General features: G+C 39.4%; 24 protein-coding genes. All 24 read left to right on the top strand.

All coding sequences use genetic code 11. From position 1 onward, the window contains the following. Positions 1-395: 395 nt before the first annotated feature. Positions 396-965 (top strand): GTP cyclohydrolase I FolE, encoded by a 570-nt coding sequence (gene folE / locus AC1DCY_RS15375; protein WP_477351477.1) that lies wholly within the window; start codon positions 396-398, stop codon positions 963-965. 63 nt (positions 966-1,028) lie between these two features. Continuing rightward, on the top strand, positions 1,029-1,247 hold the full coding sequence (gene mtrB / locus AC1DCY_RS15370; protein WP_049666799.1) for a trp RNA-binding attenuation protein MtrB: 219 nt from the start codon (positions 1,029-1,031) through the stop codon (positions 1,245-1,247). A gap of 277 nt (positions 1,248-1,524) precedes the next feature. Next, entirely contained in the window at positions 1,525-2,292 is a 768-nt protein-coding gene (locus AC1DCY_RS15365) for a heptaprenyl diphosphate synthase component 1 (protein WP_477351476.1), read from the top strand. Positions 2,293-2,306: 14 nt separating this feature from the next. Further along, positions 2,307-3,011 carry a demethylmenaquinone methyltransferase gene (locus AC1DCY_RS15360; RefSeq protein WP_477351474.1) on the top strand — a complete coding sequence of 235 codons (705 nt, stop codon included), beginning with the start codon at positions 2,307-2,309 and terminating at the stop codon, positions 3,009-3,011. Positions 3,012-3,030: 19 nt separating this feature from the next. After that, a complete protein-coding gene (hepT, locus tag AC1DCY_RS15355) occupies positions 3,031-4,005 on the top strand; it encodes a heptaprenyl diphosphate synthase component II (protein ID WP_477351472.1) in 975 nt (324 codons plus the stop codon). 86 nt (positions 4,006-4,091) lie between these two features. Then, on the top strand, positions 4,092-4,508 hold the full coding sequence (gene ndk / locus AC1DCY_RS15350) for a nucleoside-diphosphate kinase (protein WP_053482577.1): 417 nt from the start codon (positions 4,092-4,094) through the stop codon (positions 4,506-4,508). Between the two features lie 956 nt (positions 4,509-5,464). Further along, positions 5,465-6,613, top strand: a complete 1,149-nt coding sequence (locus AC1DCY_RS15345) for a thiolase family protein (protein WP_477351470.1) — start codon at positions 5,465-5,467, stop codon at positions 6,611-6,613. A gap of 15 nt (positions 6,614-6,628) precedes the next feature. Continuing rightward, positions 6,629-7,390, top strand: coding sequence for a 3-hydroxyacyl-CoA dehydrogenase (locus AC1DCY_RS15340; protein ID WP_477351468.1), 762 nt, complete (start codon positions 6,629-6,631; stop codon positions 7,388-7,390). A 243-nt stretch (positions 7,391-7,633) separates the two neighbouring features. Further along, positions 7,634-7,804 (top strand): hypothetical protein, encoded by a 171-nt coding sequence (locus tag AC1DCY_RS15335; protein WP_477351467.1) that lies wholly within the window; start codon positions 7,634-7,636, stop codon positions 7,802-7,804. A 134-nt stretch (positions 7,805-7,938) separates the two neighbouring features. Then, on the top strand, positions 7,939-9,564 hold the full coding sequence (locus AC1DCY_RS15330) for a long-chain fatty acid--CoA ligase (protein WP_477351465.1): 1,626 nt from the start codon (positions 7,939-7,941) through the stop codon (positions 9,562-9,564). A 283-nt stretch (positions 9,565-9,847) separates the two neighbouring features. Continuing rightward, a complete protein-coding gene (locus AC1DCY_RS15325; protein WP_477351463.1) occupies positions 9,848-10,078 on the top strand; it encodes a hypothetical protein in 231 nt (76 codons plus the stop codon). An 84-nt stretch (positions 10,079-10,162) separates the two neighbouring features. Next, positions 10,163-10,933 (top strand): CheR family methyltransferase, encoded by a 771-nt coding sequence (locus AC1DCY_RS15320; RefSeq protein ID WP_477351462.1) that lies wholly within the window; start codon positions 10,163-10,165, stop codon positions 10,931-10,933. Between the two features lie 452 nt (positions 10,934-11,385). After that, positions 11,386-12,567: a chorismate synthase gene (gene aroC, locus AC1DCY_RS15315; protein WP_477351460.1), complete on the top strand. Its 1,182-nt coding sequence runs from the start codon at positions 11,386-11,388 to the stop codon at positions 12,565-12,567. A gap of 3 nt (positions 12,568-12,570) precedes the next feature. Next, on the top strand, positions 12,571-13,662 hold the full coding sequence (gene aroB, locus AC1DCY_RS15310; protein WP_477351458.1) for a 3-dehydroquinate synthase: 1,092 nt from the start codon (positions 12,571-12,573) through the stop codon (positions 13,660-13,662). Continuing rightward, complete coding sequence (aroH, locus tag AC1DCY_RS15305; protein ID WP_477351456.1) at positions 13,659-14,027, top strand: chorismate mutase; 369 nt, start codon at positions 13,659-13,661, stop codon at positions 14,025-14,027. The genes aroB and aroH overlap by 4 nt, the downstream gene beginning before the upstream one ends. A gap of 18 nt (positions 14,028-14,045) precedes the next feature. After that, positions 14,046-15,146, top strand: a complete 1,101-nt coding sequence (gene hisC / locus AC1DCY_RS15300; RefSeq protein WP_477351454.1) for a histidinol-phosphate transaminase — start codon at positions 14,046-14,048, stop codon at positions 15,144-15,146. Further along, positions 15,143-16,240, top strand: a complete 1,098-nt coding sequence (locus tag AC1DCY_RS15295) for a prephenate dehydrogenase (RefSeq protein ID WP_477351452.1) — start codon at positions 15,143-15,145, stop codon at positions 16,238-16,240. The genes hisC and AC1DCY_RS15295 overlap by 4 nt, the downstream gene beginning before the upstream one ends. A gap of 72 nt (positions 16,241-16,312) precedes the next feature. Then, positions 16,313-17,599 (top strand): 3-phosphoshikimate 1-carboxyvinyltransferase, encoded by a 1,287-nt coding sequence (aroA, locus tag AC1DCY_RS15290; protein WP_477351450.1) that lies wholly within the window; start codon positions 16,313-16,315, stop codon positions 17,597-17,599. A gap of 48 nt (positions 17,600-17,647) precedes the next feature. Beyond that, positions 17,648-17,854: a hypothetical protein gene (locus AC1DCY_RS15285; protein WP_477351448.1), complete on the top strand. Its 207-nt coding sequence runs from the start codon at positions 17,648-17,650 to the stop codon at positions 17,852-17,854. Between the two features lie 204 nt (positions 17,855-18,058). Next, positions 18,059-19,327, top strand: a complete 1,269-nt coding sequence (locus AC1DCY_RS15280; protein WP_477351447.1) for a tetratricopeptide repeat protein — start codon at positions 18,059-18,061, stop codon at positions 19,325-19,327. A 14-nt stretch (positions 19,328-19,341) separates the two neighbouring features. Continuing rightward, the gene (locus AC1DCY_RS15275) at positions 19,342-19,899 is read left to right on the top strand and encodes a ReoY family proteolytic degradation factor (protein WP_402994554.1); all 558 of its coding nucleotides are present in this window, start codon (positions 19,342-19,344) and stop codon (positions 19,897-19,899) included. Between the two features lie 209 nt (positions 19,900-20,108). Beyond that, on the top strand, positions 20,109-20,558 hold the full coding sequence (locus tag AC1DCY_RS15270) for a DUF2487 family protein (protein ID WP_477351444.1): 450 nt from the start codon (positions 20,109-20,111) through the stop codon (positions 20,556-20,558). Between the two features lie 154 nt (positions 20,559-20,712). Further along, on the top strand, positions 20,713-21,216 hold the full coding sequence (locus AC1DCY_RS15265) for a Rieske (2Fe-2S) protein (protein WP_134019573.1): 504 nt from the start codon (positions 20,713-20,715) through the stop codon (positions 21,214-21,216). 17 nt (positions 21,217-21,233) lie between these two features. Further along, positions 21,234-21,908 (top strand): menaquinol-cytochrome c reductase cytochrome b subunit, encoded by a 675-nt coding sequence (gene qcrB, locus AC1DCY_RS15260; protein WP_049666761.1) that lies wholly within the window; start codon positions 21,234-21,236, stop codon positions 21,906-21,908. Positions 21,909-21,939: the final 31 nt, after the last annotated feature.

Here is a 21,939-nt window from a genome sequence, read left to right as displayed (position 1 = left end):
AAGTTGCGCACAAAGCTAAAAAAGTTAATAGTACATAGATAGATGCAATAAATGTAAATGTAAGCATTTTAGATATCATATGCACAATTTAGGCCCATTTCTAAAAGTTGGGATATATTTTGTTGAAACTTATACCATATATTTAGTTGATTGGAGTGGAGACTGGGCGACGCCACAGGATAGCGCATAGCCGGAATGGAAAGCAAGCTGACGTTATTGTGATGAGCCACAATTTTTAATATATGCTCCTAATTAGAAAGCAATATGTGGCTATTTTGCTCATATAGCGATGAATTTCTTTTGAATCAAGTAAGTCGTTTTGCGCTTACCTTTTGGATGTGCTACGATGCATAAGGAAATGTGTAATGTATTGATACGCAGGAGGGTTTTTACGGATGTCGAATGTTGATTTATTGAAAATAGAAGAAGCAGTAAAAATGATTTTAGAGGCTGTGGGCGAAGATGTAAATCGTGAAGGTTTACTCGATACACCGAAACGGGTAGCAAAGATGTATGCGGAAATGTTTAGCGGCTTACATGAGGATGCAAAAGATTATTTTAGAACAGTGTTTCATGAAGACCATGAGGAATTAGTACTTGTAAAGGACATTCCGTTTTATTCGATGTGTGAGCATCATTTAGTTCCTTTTTATGGAAAGGCTCATGTCGCATACATACCAAACGATGGCATTGTTGCTGGACTAAGTAAATTGGGACGTGCAGTAGAAACCATTGCTCGTCGTCCACAATTACAGGAACGAATTACTTCATCTGTTGCAGAGACAATTATGGAAATGCTCTCTCCGAAAGGTGTTTATGTAGTGATAGAGGCGGAGCATATGTGCATGACTATGCGAGGACTTAAGAAGCCAGGATCTAAAACTGTGACATCGGTTGCACGTGGCATTTATGAAGAAGATGAAGTAAAACGTAGAGAAGTTTTATCATTTATTCAAATGTCTTAAATTGAGTGTCTAATTATGTTATGATGTACTAAGAATTTGGCGGATTTAAGGAGTGAACAGACAATGGCGCAAGATTATATTGTTATTCAAGCAGAGGAAGATGGCGTGCATGTTATCGGTTTAACACGAGGGACAGATACAAAGTTCCATCATTCTGAAAAATTAGATGCAGGCGAAGTTATGATTGCTCAATTTACCGAACATACATCTGCAATGAAAATTCGTGGGAAAGCACAGATTCATACTGCTCACGGTGTTATAAATAGCGAAGCTAAAAAGTAAAAGATTGAAATTACATTCAGATGCTTTAGGGATGGTTTTTAGTCGATGCAAATTAGTAATGGCACATATAAATCGACTAGATGTGTAAAACTTAGTAATGTTTTCGCTCAGGCAGTTGGATTTCTTCCGTTTCTTAAGGGGGAAGCTCTTCTGCCTATCATGTTGAATAAAGCAAAAATTTTTTTTTCCAATCGTCGCATATGCTATAATGACTCAGTAAGCAAGCGTTAGGTCATGAAGTGACTAACGTATTTGAAAGTGAAATGGAGTAAGGTCTATGAATGCAACATACATTCAAAATTCAATTGCACAATTAAAAACAGAGATTTTCATGGATGTTCGTCATAGAACTTTGCAAAAATACACAGGGTTGCCTGTGCTCGATGAAAATCAATTATTTTACTTGTTAGTTCCTTTTTTTAATGGGGAAGAGTGGCAACAAGAGGAAAGAGAAGCTGCAATCACTGTTGGAATTGTGTACGCAGCCTTAGCGGCGCACGATCATATTAAAGAATTAAATGCCACATCAAAAGAACAGCAGCTAACCGTTTTAGCTGGAGACTTTTATAGTGGCCGTTATTATGAGATATTAGCGATGTCGGGAAATGTCGCATTGATCCGAAATTTGTCACAAGGTATTGTGGCACGTTGTGAACACCAAATTAAAGTATATGAGGCAGAAAAACGATCAATCGAACAATGGTTTGCCTCAATAACTAACATTGAATCAGGACTAATCTCAAAATTTTTTGAGCTCTATTCTTTTGGTAATTACATTCCAATGGTGGAGAAGGGCTTATTGATTTTGCGTTTAGAAAGGGAATTGTCGACATATCAACGTGGGCAAGTATCTTTAATGAGTAAGGTTCTTGAAGAAAGTGCAAGATATGCTGGAGCGACCTATGGTAACGTCATACAGGACAAAATTGTGCAATTAAAATCAGAGCTGTTACAGGTTATAGAAGATGCATCGTTTTTACAAAGTGATGTTAAACAAGCTTTGCAAGCACGTGTAGAGGCATCCATTGCTTCTACTAATGGATAAGAGAGGTTTTTCAAATGGCTAAAACGAAAGAAGAGCATGTGCATGAAGTATTTGAAAGTATTTCGCAAAACTATGACAAAATGAATGGTGTTATTAGTTTCCAGATGCATGTTGGCTGGCGCAATGATACGATGAAGCACATGGCAGTAAAACCTGGAGAAAAGGCGCTAGATGTTTGCTGCGGTACGGCAGATTGGACAATTGCATTAGCCGAGGCAGTTGGTGAAGGCGGAGAAGTAAAAGGGGTAGACTTCAGTAAAAACATGCTGAAGGTTGGCGAGGATAAGGTAAAGCCATACCCACAAATTGAACTAATACATGGAAATGCTATGGAGTTACCTTTCCCAGACAATACATTTGATTATGTAACTATTGGTTTTGGGCTTCGCAATGTACCAGATTATTTACAAGTTTTAAAAGAAATGAATCGTGTTGTAAAACCAGGGGGAATGGTTGTTTGTTTAGAGACATCACAACCTGAAATTCCAGGCTATCGACAACTATTCCGTTTTTATTTCAAATATATAATGCCGATATTTGGTAAAATATTTGCGAAAAGTTATAAAGAATATTCTTGGCTACAGGAATCGGCAAATGATTTCCCAGGTATGAAGAAGTTAGCGGCATTGTTTGAGCAGGCAAGTTTAGAAAAAGTAACGTATAAAGCATACAGTGGCGGTGCTGCGGCAATGCATATAGGCTATAAAAAAGTACGTTAATGGGGGAAGGTTTTCACACGTGGAAAAGATGAAGTTAAAACTACTCTATTCCGATTTGAAATCAGATATCGATATCATTGAACAAGAATTAGAAAAAGCAGTGAACTCTTCTTCATGTTTGATCAATGATGCTTCTCTCCATTTATTGCAAGCTGGCGGCAAACGGATACGACCAATTTTTGTGTTGCTTGGCGCGAAATTTGGCGAATATGATATCGAAAAGATGAAAGATGTAGCCGTGCCAGTAGAGCTTATTCATATGGCATCACTTGTGCATGATGATGTAATTGATGATTCCAATATGCGAAGAGGACGCCCGACTGTCAAATCACAATGGAATAATAGAGTTGCAATGTACACGGGCGATTTTATTTTTGCACGTGCACTTGAATATATTACAAAACTTGAAGACCCATTAGTTCATCAAATTTTAGCACGTACAATGGTGGAAATTTGTAACGGTGAAGTCATTCAAATCGAAGATAAATTTAGATTAGATCAAGGATTAAAGGATTATTTTAGACGAATCAAACGAAAAACGGCATTACTGATTTCTTCTAGTTGTGAACTTGGTGCAGTGGCAGCAGGTGTCGATCCTAAAACGGTGAGACATTTGAAACGATTTGGCTATTTTGTGGGCATGAGCTTCCAAATTATCGATGATGTTTTAGATATTATGGCAACAGATAAAGAATTAGGGAAGCCAGCAGGTAGTGATTTACTGCAAGGTAATATTACATTACCGATTCTAATGTTAAAAGATGATCCCGAAATGCAACCTTATTTGGCAAAAGTATTTGCAGGCACATTGACGGAAACAGAACGTCAAAATATGCTGCAGTATGTGCGTAAATCCGACGCGATTGAGCAAGCTAATAAAATGAGTGATAAATATTTAAAAAAGGCATTACAGGAAATAGATGCATTACCAAAACATCCCGTCAAGAAAAAACTACGAGATGTCGCTTTATTTATGGGTAAGCGTAAATTCTAGCTTTTTGTTGTACAAAGGCTCATTTTTTGTTAATATTTATCGGTAGGTGTAAAACCTGTTATACGAATTTAAGGAGTGTTTTAAACATGGCAATCGAACAAACTTTTTTAATGGTTAAGCCTGACGGCGTAGAACGACAAGTAGTAGGAGACATCGTAGACCGTTTTGAACGTCGCGGTTTTGTATTGAAAGGTGCTAAATTAATGGTAATTCCTACAGAATTAGCAGAAAAGCACTATGCAGAGCATGCTGAGCGTCCATTCTTTGGTGAATTAGTTGATTTCATCACTTCTGGTCCTGTATTCGCTATGGTATGGGAAGGCGAAAACGTAATTAAACTTGCTCGTACAATGATGGGAGCAACTAAACCTGAAGAATCTAACCCAGGTACAATCCGTGGTGACTATGCAACAACTGTTTCTCACAACATCATTCACGGTTCTGATTCACTTGCTTCTGCTGAGCGTGAAATCGGCTTATTCTTCGGTGAAGATTTAGTTTAATTCGCTAACTTAAAAAGCAATCTCAATTTAATTTGAGATTGCTTTTTTTTGTGCTTCGAAATGGAGTGCAGGATAGCTTTGGTGAACTACTCGCCCCTTAGCGAAGCTTGAAGTGGGAGCTTCTTAGTTCCACGACGAAAGCAACCTTTCGTCTCCCTAAGCGTTACTTCGGGGTGTTTCAACCCTAGATGTCCAACGCTTGAACGCTCTTTTGGTACGGTTGATATTTTACGCAGGAACCGAATGGCTTAGTTTTCGCACTCTATTTTCTTCCTGCAACCTCATATATCAAGTTATCAAAGAACTATAAATTCGTTAAAGTCACATATAGAACCCAAGAACTAAAATGTCTACTAAAACAGTGGATAAAATTTTCTAGATACATATAGAATTGTTAAATACTTCTTAGTCATGTAAAATAAAAGATATAATATTCTGATAATTAAGGTTTTAACTTCTTTCGGCAATTATTTTCTGTAGCGAAAGCGAAGCGTCAGTTACGGAAGTCTCCCACCTCTATAGGTGATGAGATGAATGGGGGTTTAAGTTATTTTTCAGAGGGTGTCCAAACACCAGCTGAAATAGAGGAACTCAGTCTAAGAACGCCACGTCCTGTGGCAACGACTGAGTGACCAACTTCGTGTTGGCCTAAAGCCTCCGGCGGATGTCACGGAATCGGAAAGGAGTTCAATAAAGGATGTTAGCCTAAAATCATCGCATCCATGATGCGATAACGGCTAACTGACCTGCATCGGTAAAAACGCCACGTCCTGTGGCATTACCGAAATGACCGACATCGTGTCGGCCCTCGTACAGGCCCAAGCACAAAGCCGATTTCGGACGCAATTACGCCGAGGCATAATTGATTAGCTTAATAATCAAGAATATATTTCATAACATCTAAATACATTGGATGATAGGAAATGAGAGAGATAACAGTACAAAGGGGTTTTTTTATGAGAGAAGTAGTGATTGTATCAGCTGTGCGTACAGCGGTTGGCAGGAGTAAAGGGGCGTTAAGCAATGTTCGAGCAGATGACTTAGCGGCAGATATACTGCAAGAAGTAGTGCAACGGGCAGGTATCAACAAGGATCAAGTAGAGGATGTAATTTTTGGCTGTGTAACGCAAACTGCTGAACAGGGAGCAAATATAGCTCGTACTGCATTATTAATGGCAGGCTTTCCGGAAAGTGTCCCAGGTGTGACAATCGATCGTCAATGTGGCTCTAGTCAGCAGGCTGTACATTTCGCGGCACAGGCTATTTTAGCAGGCGATATGGACATTGTTGTTGCTGGTGGGGTTGAAAGCATGACGAGGGTGTCAATGGGGTCTAACATGAAGGGTGCCCATGCGGGTAAACGATTACAAGACAACTATACAATTATACATCAAGGGTTATCAGCTGAGAAAATAGCGGAAAAATGGAATTTATCAAAGGGACAGCTAAATAACTATGCTTACAATAGTCATAGACGAGCATTAGCTGCAATTGAGGCTGGCCATTTTAAAAAGGAAATACTACCTGTCCAAGTTACGCAAGAAGACGGCACAGTTACAACGTTTTCTGTTGATGAGGGACCTCGGGCAGAAACGACAGTTGATAAATTAAATGGGCTTAAAACCGTTTTCCAGGAAGATGGTGTGATTACAGCCGGTAATGCAAGTCAAATGAGTGATGGTGCCTCAGCGGTAGTTATAATGTCTTTAGAAAAGGCACAGGAGCTTGGCATCCAACCGCTTGCTAAAATTATTACGAGAGTAGTGGTTGGCTCAGATCCGACGTTAATGTTAACTGGTCCAATTGAGGCAACTAGACAAGCGCTAGAACGTTCAGGTCTTACGATAGAGGAAATAGATACGTATGAAGTGAATGAGGCTTTTGCGCCAGTACCACTTGTTTGGTTACATGAAATTGGAGCAGATCCAAATAAATTAAATCCAGATGGAGGAGCAATTGCTTTAGGGCATCCATTAGGAGCGACAGGTACAAAACTGTTAACAACGATGCTGTACAGAATGGAACGAGAAAATTTACGTTATGGCTTACTTGCAATTTGTGAAGGAATGGGAATGGCTAATGCCACTATTATAGAAAAAATGTAAAAGGGGTTGTGTTTTATGAATGAAGTAATAGCAGTTGTAACGGGGGGAGCATCTGGTTTAGGAGAGGCGACTGTTCGTAAAATCGTTGCAGAGGGTGGCAAAGCAGTAATTTTTGATCTTAATGACGAGCGAGGACATGCCCTAGTAGAGGAGTTAGGGAAGAATGTCCAATATGCACGTGTGGATGTCACAAAAGAAGCTGATGTAGCGGCAGGGCTTGAGCAAGCGGTGGCGAAATTTGGGTCCATTAATGTCACAGTGAATTGTGCAGGAATTGCTGATGCAAGTAAAGTACTTTCGAAGCGTGGTGTACATGCCCTTGGTTTTTTTGAAAAGGTAATTTCTGTAAATTTAATTGGCACTTTCAATGTTATTCGCCTTGCAGCTGAGAAGATGCAACATAATGAGCCAAACGAGGATGGTCAGCGTGGCGTTATTATTAATACTGCATCTGTGGCAGCATTTGATGGACAAATAGGACAAGCGGCATATAGCGCGTCAAAAGGAGGGGTCGCAGCGATGACCTTGCCGATTGCTAGAGAGCTTGCTGAAATTGGTGTACGTGTTATGACTATTGCTCCAGGATTAGTAGAAACACCAATGTTTGCATCGTTACCAGAACAAGCAAGAGTAGCGCTTGCCCAAATGACTCCGTTCCCTAAACGACTTGGGAAACCATCAGAATATGCGCTATTGGTCGAAAGTATTATCCAAAATGGTTTATTAAATGGTGAAGTAATCCGCTTGGACGGCGCTATTCGTATGCAGCCGAAATAGGGGTAACATGAATGTGCTCGACTCTAGCTAAATAAGCTAGACTGTTCATAGAGCATAGAGAATGAGCAAAAGCTCCTGTGATTATGCATTTGTGAAGCTCTGAAGTGAAAAGGTACTTGTCTACGGTTAGCGAGGGAAAAAATTAACTTGTTTTATATGGTTCATCACCGAAAGTTGTGGTTGACTTTCGTTAAAACGTCTACTTAGTAAATAAGTTGATTGGAGTGGAGGCTGGGCGACTCCTTGGGGATTAGCAATAGAGGAACGAAGGCTAAAACCATCACGTCTTGTGATAACGCCTTCGTGACCAACATCGTGTTGGCCCGAGACCCTGGAGCGAGCAGAGCGAGTGAAGCGGCTCATCGGACGCCCCCAGGAAGCTTTGCTCTGTGCGAAAGCGTAGTGCTAACGTAGCGGCAGCAACAAAGCGCCCAGCCGGAACGGAAATCAACCACACGTTTTGGTGGTGATCCTTTTATATGTAATTATTGGTAGTAACAGTAAGCCTTGGACGATTCAAAAATTTATGAACAAAGGGGAGCGTTTTTATGCATATGATGGATACACCTTTATTATTAACAAGCTTTTTGGATCGAGCAGAACGATTTTTTCATGCGAAAAAAATATATTCGCGGACAAGTACTACAACAATTCACGAGTTTACTTATAAAGAATATGTAAAACGAACTCGTAAGCTAGCAGATGCCCTTACAAAGCTGGGAATGGAGCGAGGTATGAAGGTAGGTACCTTCGCTTGGAATCACCACCGCCATTTAGAAGCATATTTTGCAGTACCATGCGCGGGAGCTGTCTTGCATATGATTAATATTCGATTAGCACCTGAACATATTGCTTATGTTATTAATCATGCAGAAGATGAAATACTACTAATTGATGATAACTTAGTACCGCTGATTGCACCGATTGTCTCACAGCTTAAATCGGTAAAGCATTTTATCGTAATGGGAGATGCTGTCGAGCTAGAAAACATCCCATTACCGAATGCTCTTTCTTATGAGGCATTACTCGAAGAAGCGAATGATAATTTTAGATTCCCAGATGATTTAGATGAAAATACACCTGCTGGCATGTGCTATACAAGTGCCACTACAGGAATGCCAAAGGGTGTAGTGTATACGCATCGTAGTATTGTCCTCCATACTATGGCAGCAGGACTCTCCGATAGTATTGCAATAGGCGAGGCGGATGTTTTACTACCTGTCGTACCAATGTTTCATGCGAATGCTTGGGGATTTCCTTTTGCTGGTGTATTATTTGGTGCTACACAGGTGCTTCCTGGACCGATGTTTACACCGCAGATATTACTTGATTTAATTGAAACATATAAAGTCACGTTGACTGCAGGAGTACCTACAATTTGGCTTGGGGTATTACAGGAGCAACGGAAAAATCCACGTGATTTGTCTTCGATACGGTTGATTGTTTGTGGAGGCTCAGCATCGCCGCTTGGTCTAACTCGTGGCTTTGAGGAGGAGCTTAAAATTCCTTACATGACGGGCTACGGTATGACCGAGACATCGCCACTTGTTAGCATATCGACGTATCTAACACATATGCAAGATTATACGATGGATGAAAAAATGGATGTTCGTATTACGCAAGGAATAACAGTACCACTCATTGAAACACGCGTAGTCAATGAAAATGGTGAAGTACCTTGGGATGGCAAAACAATGGGCGAATTGACAATTAGGGGCCCGTGGATTGCAGCCGAGTATTATAAAGATGAACGAACTAAGGAAGCCTTTAAAGATGGTTGGCTTTACACTGGTGATATTGCTGTTGTGACCGTAGATGGTTATATTAAAATCACAGATCGTACAAAAGATTTAATTAAAAGTGGCGGAGAATGGATTTCTTCAGTAGAGCTTGAAAATGCTTTGATGTCACATCCTAAAGTGTTTGAGGCTGCTGTTATAGCAATCCCTCACGAAAAATGGATTGAACGACCTCTAGCATGTGTTGTACCAAAACCTGAATTTAAGGATTCCATTACGAAATCAGAGCTACTAGAAGATTTACGATCGCAATTCCATAAAACATGGATTCCAGATGATGTAGTATTTTTAAATGAAATACCGAAAACTTCTGTAGGAAAATTCATGAAGGTGAAATTGCGAGAAGATTTAAGGGATTTTCGAGTAGAGGTTTAGGAGACTATAAAAAATGAAGGTGGTTTAACCACCTTCATTTTTTATGTGAAAGACTGGATCAATACCAAAACGTGAGGTTGATTTCCGTTCCGATTGGACGAAGTACTTGTGCTAAAAGGATGTTTTGTCAAGAAGGAGTGATCACAGGACGTGTTGCAACGTATTAAATGGCTAAGTTGTAACAAATATTAAAAAGAATAAATTAATGAAAGAATGAAAAGAAAAATGAAACTATTTTTCCATTTTACCGTATAATCATTATTAATGAGAGGATGTGGGTGTAATGTCAGTTGCGATAGCTGGGATTATTGCAGGAGTAGTTATTTGTTTAGCAGGTATTTTTACAGATACACATACAAAAAAACAAAAAATTAAATTGAAGGCTATTGAGAAGGAAGTGGAGCTAGAGAAGCTCAGATTAGAAACGTATACGATGGAAACAGAAAAATTACGTCTAGAATTAGAGCAATCCAAAGTGTTATTGTTAGAGGAAAAACAAAACTCAACCAAGTAACTTGGATTACATGTGAAAGACTATTTCAGAAATGGCACTTTTCCGCTATAATGGAAATACGTCGCTAGAGGGGAAGAAGACCGCATGTCTGATTATGAACAGTTTATAGAAGGTATAAAGCGCAAAACAGGAATAGATTTAGCGCTATATAAAGAAGCACAAATGAAAAGACGATTAACATCTCTGTATGAGAAAAAGGGACATCGTAATTTTGTGGACTTTCTAAAGGCACTTGAGCAAGATCGTGATTTAATGAATGAGTTTTTAGATCGTATGACAATCAATGTATCCGAATTTTATCGCAATGGGAAGCGCTGGGAAGTGTTGCAGAAAAAAATATTTCCGAGATTACTGCAATCTAATAAGCGTTTAAAAATTTGGAGTGCTGCTTGTTCAACAGGTGAAGAGCCCTATTCTTTAGTCATGGTATTATCTCAATTAGTGCCATTATCTCAAATTCAAATCATTGCTACTGATTTAGATGAGAATGTCATTCAAAAGGCGAAATTAGGTGTGTACCCAGAGCGCTCATTAGCAGAAGTGCCAAGTGATATTAAAGCCAAGTATTTTGAGCAAGAAGGTTCCTTTTATAGGGTTAAGGATGAGATTAAACGTTGTGTGACTTTTAAGAAGCATAATTTACTTAATGATCGTTACGATTCTAATTATGATTTAATTGTTTGCCGCAATGTGATGATTTATTTTACTGAAGAAGCGAAAGATCAGATTTATACTAATTTTAGTAAAGCATTACGCAAGGACGGGGTTTTATTTGTCGGCTCAACAGAGCAAATCTTTAACCCATCTCGTTATGAATTTGAAGTCGAGGATACATTCTTCTATAGACGAAACTAATTAATAATATGAGAAAAGCATTCGTACAAAGACAATATGAATGTCATGTACATATTTTCAAGGCTTTAGACATAATGAATCGTACGCTTTTCGCTTGTTATAAGCAAAAAGCGTATTTTTTATTAGCTATCTCGCATCAAGTTTATTTAGGCTCCAACCTAAAAAATTTAGCGGAAGCTTAGGTAGGGGATTAACTGATTGGTAAATACTAATAATAAATGGAGATGAAGAACCTATCTTTTTCTAAATGAATCGTTCAGAATATTCGAATTTAAAGAAGTGCTCTAAATTGACATTAAAAGTTCTTGAAAATAAAAGTTGTTGGAACAATTCGGAATTTACGAACAATTAAGACGAGTCTTGAAAGACATTTGCAAAAGGACTGTTTTTTTAGAGAATATATGTTATAGTGAAAAATACATACTTTAGCGAGTTGAAGGGAGAAAGCGTTTATGCGTTACTTAACAGCGGGAGAGTCACATGGACCCCAATTAACAACAATTATTGAGGGCCTACCATCGCTCTTACCAATTACAGCAGAAAAAATTAACCACGATTTAAAACGTCGTCAAGGAGGACATGGACGCGGCCGCCGTATGCAAATCGAAACGGATACAGTGGAAATAGTCGCTGGTGTTCGGCACGGACAAACACTTGGTTCTCCCGTAGCACTTGTAGTCACAAATGATGACTGGAAGCACTGGACAAAAATTATGGGAGCAGAACCGTTAGCAGAAGATATGAATCCTGAAGATATCAAACGTCAAATTTCACGTCCTCGTCCAGGGCATGCAGATTTAGTAGGTGGCATGAAATACGGACACCGTGATTTACGTAATGTGCTAGAGCGTTCCTCTGCGCGGGAGACAACTGTTCGTGTAGCAGTAGGTTCTGTTGCAAAAGCGCTATTAAATGAATTAGGCATTTCCATTGTGGCACATGTAACAGAAATCGTTGGTATTAAGGCAGACACTTCCTTAGTGGAAGGGAAATCTGTAGATGAAATTCGTGCAATTGTTGAAGCGGATCCTTGCTATTGCGTTGACCCAGAGGCTTCTGCAAAAATGGTGGAGGCAATTGATGAAGCGAAAAAAGCGGGTGACTCAATTGGTGGTGTTGTTGAAGTCATCGTTGAAGGGATGCCAGCTGGTGTCGGTTCATACGTTCATTATGACCGTAAGTTAGATTCGAAATTAGCAGCTGCCATGTTATCTATCAATGCATTTAAAGGTGTTGAATTTGGAATTGGCTTTGAAATGGCGCGCCGTAAAGGCTCTGAAGTACATGATGAAATCATTTGGTCAGAGGAAGAAGGCTATACACGTGCAACAAATCGACTTGGTGGTTTAGAAGGTGGAATGTCTACTGGAATGCCTATTGTTGTACGAGGTGTAATGAAACCAATTCCTACACTATATAAACCGTTGCAAAGTGTTGATATTGAAACGAAAGAGCCATTTAAAGCTAGTGTAGAGCGCTCGGATAGCTGTGCAGTACCTGCAGCGTCAGTTGTTGCTGAGCACGTTATTGCCTGGGAAATAGCTAATGCAATCTTGGAACAATTCCATAGCGATCAATTACCTCAACTAAAAGCTCAAATCGACGAACACCGTCGTTATACAAAGGGGTTCTAATATATGCGAGTACCAGTAGCGACGAAATCACATCAATATGAGGTTGTCCTTGGTCATAATTTTTTAGCAGAAGCAGTAAAAGCATTTGATAATAAGCTTCAAAAAGCTGATAAGCTCATCGTTTTTACGGATGCTAATGTGTGGGCGGCGCAAGGAGATTATTTCAAGGCCAATTTCCCTTATCATTTTGAGGTTTTCATCTTACCAGGTGGTGAGGCATGTAAAACTTTCGAACAATACAATGCAGCGCAAACATTTTTACTTGAACAAAAATGCTCACGTAAATCATTTGTTTTTGCATTTGGTGGTGGGGCTGTCGGTGATTTAACAGGCTTTGTTGCTGCCACTTATATGCGTGGGGTGCCGTTTATTCAAATCCCAACGACTATTTTAGCACATGACTCTGCGGTAGGCGGTAAAACAGCTATTAACCATCCACTAGGTAAGAATATGATTGGTGCGTTTTATCAACCTGAAGGAGTTATTTACGATACTTTATTTATCGAAAGCTTACCTGAGCGCGAGGTACGTTCAGGAACGGCAGAAGTGATCAAGCATGCGATGATTTCTAATGCAGCGTGGTTAAAGGAATTAATGGCTGCAGAGACAGTTATTCATTTCAACACAGAAGAATTAGCAAAGCAGCTTAGAAAAGGAATTGAAGTGAAAGCGCAAATAGTAGCAGAGGACGAAACCGAGCAATCCGTGCGAAAATATTTAAACTTAGGTCATACTTATGGGCATGCCATTGAAGCGGCCGCTGGTTATGGAAAAGTAGCGCACGGAGAGGCTGTCATGATTGGTCTCGTATATTGTTTATTATTAAGTGAACGATACGGTGAATTAGACCGTAACTTCACTACAGCATTTTTGCAGTTTGCGGTGAAGAATGGCTATCCATTTGAAGCTGTGAAAGAGTACTCCTTTGAACAGTTAACAGAGTATTTAATGAAAGATAAAAAAGCGGAGTATGGTATTTTACAATTTGTATTGTTGGATAAAATTGGTAAACCATTCATGCAACCAATTGATTTAGCGGAGTGCAGAGAAGTAGATGCCGAATTCCGACAGCTATTAGCGGAGGTGCTTGTATGATTCGTGGACTTAGAGGAGCAATTACAATTGAATCTGACAAGCCAGAGCTTGTATGGGATGAGACAGCAAGATTAGTGCGTGAAGTAGTAGTAGCCAATAATGTGGAAGTAGATGATATTGCTTCTATACTAATATCCACAACACCTGATATTACGTCAGCATTTCCGGCACGCGCTGTACGGTTAATGGACGGGTGGCAATATGTACCTGTCATGTGTACGCATGAAATGGACGTGCCGAACGCATTACCACTTTGTATTCGTGTATTAATACATGCGAATGTGGAAGTGGCACAGAAGGATGTAAAACACTTGTATCTCAATGATGCGGTGAAATTAAGACCAGATTTAGCCCAAGCTAAATAAATAGAGGAGATGTTTGAGATGAAATGGAAACAACAATTGGCCGGTATGCAAGCATATAAGCCTGGTAAACCAATTGAAGAAGTACAACGTGAATATGGCTTAAAAGAAGTCGTAAAATTAGCATCTAATGAAAACCCATTTGGATGCTCACCTAAGATAACTGCTTATTTACAAAATAATTCAGTAAATCATGCTATCTATCCAGACGGCTATGCGCAGAATTTACGTACAGCTGTTGCAAATCATCTAGGTGTCAAAGAAACACAGCTTCTTTTTGGTAACGGCTCGGACGATATCATTGCAATTATTACTCGTGCATTGTTGTATCCAGGTGTAAACACAGTGATGGCAGACCCATCCTTCTCCCAATACTGGCACAATGCTGAAATAGAAGGCGCAGAGGTACGCAAAATTCCTTGTATCGAAGGTGCACATGATCTAGATGCAATGGCAGCAGCAATTGATGATAATACATCGATCATTTGGGTTTGTAGTCCAAATAATCCAACAGGTGTGGTGATACCTGATGTTGAATTGCGTGCATTTTTAGCTAAGGTTCCAAGTGATGTGCTAGTAGTATTAGATGAAGCATATATCGAATACGTAACGCATCCTGGTCACAAAAATACTCTACCTTTAATAGACGAGTTTCCAAATGTACTATTAATGCGTACATTCTCAAAAGCATATGGTCTTGCTTCTTTCCGAGTTGGTTATGCAATTGGGCAACCAGAAGTAATTGCAAAGCTTGATCCAGTAAGAGCGCCATTTAATAATACAATTTTAGGTCAAGCAGTGGCGGCAATCGCTTTAAGCGATCAAGAATATGTAAATGCTTGCCGTGAAGCAAATGAAAAAGGTAAAAAACAATATATTGAATTCTGTGAGAAACATAATTTGAAATACTTCCCTTCTGATACGAACTTTATTTTCTTTAATACGAATGCTGATAGTGATGTTGTTTTCAATGAGCTAATGAAACGAGGCTTTATAGTCCGCAGTGGAAATGCGTTAGGATTACCTGGATTTCTCCGCGTGACAATCGGAACAGCAGCTCAAAACGAAGCGTTGTTAGGTCACCTTGAAAACGTCCTAAAAGAGCAAGGGGTTTTGGCATGACACGCAACGTGCTCGTTATTGGGCTAGGCCTAATTGGAGGCTCGATCGCCTTGGCATTGCAAAAGGCACCAGAAACAAAAATTATTGGTTATGATATGGATGCGAAAACTCGTGAACATGCGAAAACGTTAAATATAGTTCATGATATTGTGACAGATCCAATAGAAGTTGCGGCCGACGTAGATGTTATCATTTTTGGAACTCCCGTCAACGCAACGCTTGAATGGATGGAACAATTAAAAACATGGCCGTTAAAAAATAAAGTAATCGTAACAGATACAGGTAGTACAAAAAAGAAGATTATGCAAAAGGCTGGGGAACTACGTGAGCTAGGTATTACCTTTATTGGCGGACATCCAATGGCAGGCTCACATAAAAGCGGTGTTTTAGCTGCCAAGGCTCACCTTTTTGAAAATGCGTATTATATGCTAACACCGCTCGCCGGTGAAGAAATTGTCAATATGGCACAGCTTGAAAGTCTATTAAAATTTACTCATGCAAAGGTTGTTAGTGTATCTGCTCGTGAGCATGATCATATGACAGCTGTAGTTAGTCATTTTCCACATGTCGTTGCTGCTTCTCTTGTGCATCAATTGGGCGGAGAAAATGGTGAATATCCAATGACACGTTCACTTGCTGCAGGTGGCTTCCGTGATGTAACGCGTATTGCCTCGTCCAATCCGGTTTTATGGCGAGATATTACATTACAAAATCGAGATGAGCTTATTGCACAATTAGAAGGCTGGGAAAAGGAAATGAGTCGTGTTAAGGAGCTGCTTTTCAATGGTAGCTCGGATGACATAGAAACATACTTTGCGGTTGCTAAAGAGCTAAGAGATGAATTACCGATTAGTGCAGGAGCAATGTTCACATCATTTGACTTGTATGTTGATGTTCCTGACTATCCGGGGGTTATTTCTGAGGTGACAGGCTTACTTGCAGACGAAGCGATTAGTATTACAAATTTACGTATCGTAGAGTCACGAGAAGACGTTTTCGGGATACTTGTTATTAGCTTACAAAGTGAAAGTGACCGTGAACGTGCAGCAGCGTGTATACAAAAGCGTGCTAATTATGAAACATATATTTCATAGGAATGAATGCCTGTTTAAAAGAAAGCGTCGGAATTACGGCGCTTTCATCTTCATATTGGAGGGAAGAAAACGATGAGTGAAAAAGTATTACAATATGATAAACCTTCCTTACAAGGGACTTTAACGATTCCAGGTGATAAATCTATCTCTCACCGTTCCGTTATGTTTGGAGCTATTGCAACGGGTAAAACAACAGTTGACGGCTTTTTATTAGGTGAGGATTGTTTAAGTACAATTGATTGCTTCCGAAAGCTCGGTGTTAAAATTGACGTAGAAGGAACAAATGTATCCATTGACAGCCCAGGTATAGAGGGGTGGCAAGAGCCAACGGAGGTACTATACACAGGAAATTCTGGTACTACGACACGCTTAATGCTAGGGATTCTAGCTGGGTCTACTGTACATTCAGTAATAACAGGGGATGCGTCCATTGGAAAGCGACCGATGCGCCGCGTTATTGATCCGTTACGTCAAATGGGTGCACAAATTACTGGAAGGGCAGATGGGCAATATACGCCATTAGCCATTCAAGGAACGACAGTACAAGCTATTGATTACCACATGCCTGTTGCAAGTGCACAGGTAAAGTCAGCTATTTTACTTGCGGGTTTACGCGCTGAAGGGACTACAATTGTACGAGAAACTGAAATATCTCGAGATCATACCGAGAGAATGCTACGTCAATTTGGTGCGCAGGTTGATGAGGTAGAGGGTGTTATTTCATTAAAAGGAGGGCAAACTCTCACAGGGACGCATGTTTCTGTGCCAGGTGATATTTCATCTGCTGCCTTTTTCTTAGTAGCGGGAGCTATCTGTGAAGATAGTAAAATAACGTTAGAAAATGTAGGGATTAATCCTACACGAGATGGTATCATCGAAGTGCTTCATAATATGGGCGCATCAATAACAGTTATGCCGAATGAAGATAGCCAATCAGAGCCGACAGCAATAATTACAATCGAAACATCAACATTAGAAGGAACTACAATTGAGGGAGATATTATTCCTCGTCTAATCGATGAAATCCCGATCCTTGCTTTATTAGCAACGCAGGCAAACGGCAAAACTATTATTAAGGATGCCGAGGAGTTAAAAGTGAAGGAAACAGACCGGATAACGGCTGTAGTGGATGAATTGAAAAAACTAGGTGCTAATATTGAAGCGACTGAGGATGGAATGATTATTGAAGGGCCAACTCCATTACGTGGTGCTAGACTTCAAACCTATGGTGATCATCGTATAGGAATGATGGGCGCTGTTGCAGCACTTATAACAGATGGAGCTGTAATTTTAGATGACGCAGAATGTATTGCGGTATCTTACCCATCGTTTTTCGAGCATATAGAGGAAGTAAAGTAATGTCATATCTTCATTCAGTAGAAGAATATCACCTCTAGAGGTGGTATGATGAATGCTGTTGGGGTTCCTTTTAAGTGGATATTCCAAGCACCTACTGAAATAGAGGAACTCAGTCTAAGAACGCCACGTCCTGTGGCAATTTATCTGTGCGAAAGCGAAGCGGCAGCAACATGGTTTTATCTGTGCGAAAGCGAAGCGGCAGCAACATGGTTTTATCTGTGCGAAAGCGAAGCGGCAGCAACAACACACGACTGAGTGACCAACATCGTGTTGGCCTAAAGCCTCCGGCGGATGTCACGGATTTTCAAATGAATGAATTGTGCGGGCACAATTCAAAATCCGGACGCAATTTCGCCAAGGCGAAATTGATATTTGACTCTCCAAGTCTTTTGGGGAGTTTTTTCTTGTTTCGAGAGAAAATGTTTTGTAGCATAAAGATATTAATGAAAGAATAGGTGAATGACTGTGAACAATGCGATGACTGAAATGATGCAAGCACTTGAACAAGGGGACTTAGCATTAATTGAACAGCTACTTGAATCATTTTTAACGAAGGAGTTACCTGAGGACATTTATGCGCTAGCTGAAGTTTTTATGCAGTATGGATATATGAAGGAAGCTGACCGTGTACTGGAGCATTTACAATTTTTATTCCCAGAAGAAGCACAGTTGAAAATTGATCGTGCAAACGTCTTAATGGAACTTGGCGATGAAGATGAAGCGTTAGATTTTTTATTAGAAGTAGAGGAGTCAGCTCCAGAATATCCTCAAGCATTATTAGTATTAGCGGATTATTATCAAATGCAAGGATTATTTGAAGTAGCAGAAATGCGCATCAATGAGGCACTAACTATATTACCAGAGGAGCCATTATTACAATTTGCTAAAGCGGAGCTTTTATTTGAAACTGGTCGTTTTTTAGAGGCTTCGAGACTATATGAAGAATTGTATCAACAACAAGTTGAATTTGCTGGGGTAAGTCTTACTGAACGACTTGCTGAGGTGTATCGTGCAGGAGCTGCCTATGAAACGGCCTTAGATTACTATTTAAAAGCTTTGGAAGATGAAGTAAAGCCAGATGTTTTATTTGGTGCAGCGTATTCAGCCTTTCAATCACAAAAATATGAAATGGCCATTAAACAATTAGAGGAATTAAAAGAATTGGACCCAGATTATTTCTCTGCCTATTTATTGCTTGCTGAAAGCTATGCAATGACGGAGGACAATAAAAAAGCATACGCTGCCATTTTAGAAGGATTAAAGCGTGATGAATACGATAAGTCCTTATTCTTATTCGCTGGTAAAATGGCTTTGAAAACTGGTTTGCCAGCTGAGGGCGAGCAGCATCTACGTGAAGCCATTGCTTTAGATCCTGAATACATGGAGGCAGTATTAGCATTAATCTCTGTGTTGGACCAGCAAGAGCGTCATGAGGATGTAATAGAATTATTTGAAACGTTGCAAAAAAATGATTTTGAATGGAGCACCTTATACCCATTTGCTGCAGTTGCATATGAAAATTTAGAATTGTACGACCGTGCATACGAATTTTACCGTTTGGCATATAATGATTTTAAGGAAGACGCAGCATTTTTAGAAAAATATGTTTATTTCTTATTAGAGGAAGGAAAGCGTTCAGAAGCTAAAGAAGTACTCGGTCAATTAATAACTATTCAACCGGGTGAACTGGAGTGGCAAGAGAAGTTAGAAACCTTAGAATTTGAGTAAAGGAGGGAGTGGGTATGACTGCTTCTGTATCAGTTGTCGATAAAAAAGCATTTGTTAGATGGTTTTTAAAAAATTATCAATTGAAACGTCGTGAGTGTGTATGGATTTTGAATTACTTATTAAGTAACGATGAGTTATTAAAACGAATTCGATTTGTTGAAGAAGCTCACTATTGCCCTAGAGCAATGGTAATGTCAACAGTTGACTCAACAGGTGTGCCGTTTCGTTTTTACAAAGGCAATGTAATGACAGCGGACGCTGAGAAATCCTTCCATGATTTACGTTTACATGAGAATGAAGATATGTATATACAATTGAATTTTCCGAACATACCACCAAGTGCACAATACTTAGCAGTTCTTGAAGAAAACCCTTATATGCCAGAAGCACTGATTGTTAGTGAAAAAGATCGTTTGCTGGCAGAAGAGCTGCTATCCAACAGCTTACTCGTATTCCAAGAAGAAAAATTACTCGCGCAAATTGATGAAGCCCTCGATCAGGGAGATGAAGAGCGCTTTTATGAATTGTCTAATTTGTTACAAGCTTTAAAGGAAACGGCTAATTTACGTTAGTTATAAGTAAAAATTGAATGTCCTTTATCTACCTCAATATGATAACATAACAAGTGAATGATTGTTTTCACTTTTTATTGGCTATCCTATTGAAGAGTGGAGAAGGGCATTTTTTTTATCTACATTCAGTGGTACCAAACACCTACTGAACAAAGATAACAATTACGCCAAAGAGAAATTGATTTATGCAATATGAGGAGGTTTGTGAGATGTATTTTAATGCAAGCGATGTGACATCGTTTATGGCACAGAAGGAATTTATCGATACAGCAATTGTTCCACTCGTAACCGTCGATTTAACTCCTGAAAAAATGAAACAGAGTGGTACAGAAGCGGATTTTTTGTTATCGCTTACATCTTTTATCGAACAACAGTTTAAAGGTCGTCTATTACTGATGCCACCATTTTCGTATAGTGCAACCTTAAAAAGCGAAGATATGCCGAGGCAATTAGAGGCACAATTACATAATGCTGGTTTTAAGCATGTGTTCTTCATTACTTGTGACCATTTTTGGACAAATATTGGAGATGAAGTAAATGTTATTTGGCTACCAGCGATTCCGTTAGAAAGTATGGATAAAGGCGTGAAAAACTCCATTCTCGAAGATCAATTGCGACAAGTAATTCCGATATTTTCGACCAAATGGACACAGATTTAACAATTTGTTTCAATAATTGTTCACATTCTCCAGCTTTCCACAGAATGCTATATTGACCAAGCTATGGACTTGATATATCATAGATATGTCCTAGTATTACTATTTGTAAAAGTATGTCCGTTGGACTGACCTTTAAGTTAGAGGGGGGAAAAAAATGAGTAATAATCGAGTTTCGCGTCGTCAATTCCTAAGCTATACACTAACTGGTGTAGGTGGCTTTATGGCGGCAGGTATGCTGATGCCAATGCTTCGTTTTGCAATAGACCCAGTACTACAAAAACATGGTGGTGGGGACTTTATAAAAACAGAGCATAAAATCGCAGATATTACTGACAAACCTATTAAAGTTGACTTAAAATTTGAACAAGTTGATGCATGGTACAAATCAGAAGTAACAAACGTAGCATGGGTTTTCAAACAAGGCGATCAAATCGTTGCATTATCTCCTGTTTGTAAGCATTTAGGATGTATGGTGAACTGGGGAGAAAATTCAGAATACCCAGATCAATTCTTCTGTCCTTGTCATGGTGGCCGTTACGAGAAAAATGGTAAAAACATACCAGGAACACCACCAACAGGTCCGTTGGATGAATATGAAGTTAAAGAAGAAGCTGGTTACTTATTGCTTGGTCCAACTAAAGCAAATACTCTAGTTTAGTAAGGGGGTACAAAACAGTGCTAAATAAAATTTATGATTGGGTCGATGAACGCTTAGATATTACACCTATTTGGCGTGATATTGCCGACCACGAAGTGCCAGAGCACGTGAACCCTGCACATCATTTTTCAGCATTCGTTTACTGTTTTGGTGGATTAACTTTCTTCATCACAGTAATTCAAATACTATCAGGTATGTTCTTAACAATGTACTATGTACCAGACGTAGTGAATGCTTGGAAATCAGTTTATTATTTACAAAACGAAGTAGCATTCGGTGAAATCGTACGCGGTATGCACCACTGGGGAGCTTCATTAGTAATCGTAATGATGTTCTTACATACACTTCGTGTATTCTTTACAGGTTCTTATAAGAAACCTCGTGAATTAAACTGGATGGTTGGTGTAGGTATTTTTGGTGTAATGATGGGTCTTGGCTTTACAGGATACTTATTACCATGGGATATGAAAGCATTATTCGCTACAAAAGTAGGTATCGAAATTGCTGCATCTGTACCGTTTATCGGTGAATGGATTAAAATCTTATTAGCGGGTGACTCAACTATTCTTGGTGCTCAAACGTTAACACGATTCTTTGCGATTCATGTATTCTTCTTACCTGCAGTATTGTTTGGGTTACTTGCAGCACACTTTATCATGATTCGTCGTCAAGGAATTTCAGGGCCGTTGTAATAGTTCTTGACGGTTCGATGATTTTTTAAAG

The sequence above is a fragment of the Lysinibacillus sp. 10T31 genome (genome assembly GCF_056394365.1).
Note: the sequence above shows the minus strand (reverse complement) of the source record. Positions and strands in the feature narration are given on the sequence as shown.

Coding starts and splice junctions, on each gene's coding strand:
- AC1DCY_RS15320 (WP_477351462.1), top strand. CDS start 10,163: ATGTCTGATTATGAACAGTTTATAGAAGGTATAAAGCGCAAAACAGGA.
- AC1DCY_RS15365 (WP_477351476.1), top strand. CDS start 1,525: ATGAATGCAACATACATTCAAAATTCAATTGCACAATTAAAAACAGAG.
- AC1DCY_RS15280 (WP_477351447.1), top strand. CDS start 18,059: ATGACTGTGAACAATGCGATGACTGAAATGATGCAAGCACTTGAACAA.
- AC1DCY_RS15275 (WP_402994554.1), top strand. CDS start 19,342: ATGACTGCTTCTGTATCAGTTGTCGATAAAAAAGCATTTGTTAGATGG.
- AC1DCY_RS15345 (WP_477351470.1), top strand. CDS start 5,465: ATGAGAGAAGTAGTGATTGTATCAGCTGTGCGTACAGCGGTTGGCAGG.
- AC1DCY_RS15270 (WP_477351444.1), top strand. CDS start 20,109: ATGTATTTTAATGCAAGCGATGTGACATCGTTTATGGCACAGAAGGAA.
- ndk (WP_053482577.1), top strand. CDS start 4,092: ATGGCAATCGAACAAACTTTTTTAATGGTTAAGCCTGACGGCGTAGAA.
- folE (WP_477351477.1), top strand. CDS start 396: ATGTCGAATGTTGATTTATTGAAAATAGAAGAAGCAGTAAAAATGATT.
- AC1DCY_RS15285 (WP_477351448.1), top strand. CDS start 17,648: ATGAATGCTGTTGGGGTTCCTTTTAAGTGGATATTCCAAGCACCTACT.
- aroH (WP_477351456.1), top strand. CDS start 13,659: ATGATTCGTGGACTTAGAGGAGCAATTACAATTGAATCTGACAAGCCA.
- AC1DCY_RS15340 (WP_477351468.1), top strand. CDS start 6,629: ATGAATGAAGTAATAGCAGTTGTAACGGGGGGAGCATCTGGTTTAGGA.
- AC1DCY_RS15325 (WP_477351463.1), top strand. CDS start 9,848: ATGTCAGTTGCGATAGCTGGGATTATTGCAGGAGTAGTTATTTGTTTA.
- hisC (WP_477351454.1), top strand. CDS start 14,046: ATGAAATGGAAACAACAATTGGCCGGTATGCAAGCATATAAGCCTGGT.
- AC1DCY_RS15330 (WP_477351465.1), top strand. CDS start 7,939: ATGCATATGATGGATACACCTTTATTATTAACAAGCTTTTTGGATCGA.
- aroC (WP_477351460.1), top strand. CDS start 11,386: ATGCGTTACTTAACAGCGGGAGAGTCACATGGACCCCAATTAACAACA.
- mtrB (WP_049666799.1), top strand. CDS start 1,029: ATGGCGCAAGATTATATTGTTATTCAAGCAGAGGAAGATGGCGTGCAT.
- AC1DCY_RS15360 (WP_477351474.1), top strand. CDS start 2,307: ATGGCTAAAACGAAAGAAGAGCATGTGCATGAAGTATTTGAAAGTATT.
- AC1DCY_RS15295 (WP_477351452.1), top strand. CDS start 15,143: ATGACACGCAACGTGCTCGTTATTGGGCTAGGCCTAATTGGAGGCTCG.
- aroA (WP_477351450.1), top strand. CDS start 16,313: ATGAGTGAAAAAGTATTACAATATGATAAACCTTCCTTACAAGGGACT.
- aroB (WP_477351458.1), top strand. CDS start 12,571: ATGCGAGTACCAGTAGCGACGAAATCACATCAATATGAGGTTGTCCTT.
- AC1DCY_RS15265 (WP_134019573.1), top strand. CDS start 20,713: ATGAGTAATAATCGAGTTTCGCGTCGTCAATTCCTAAGCTATACACTA.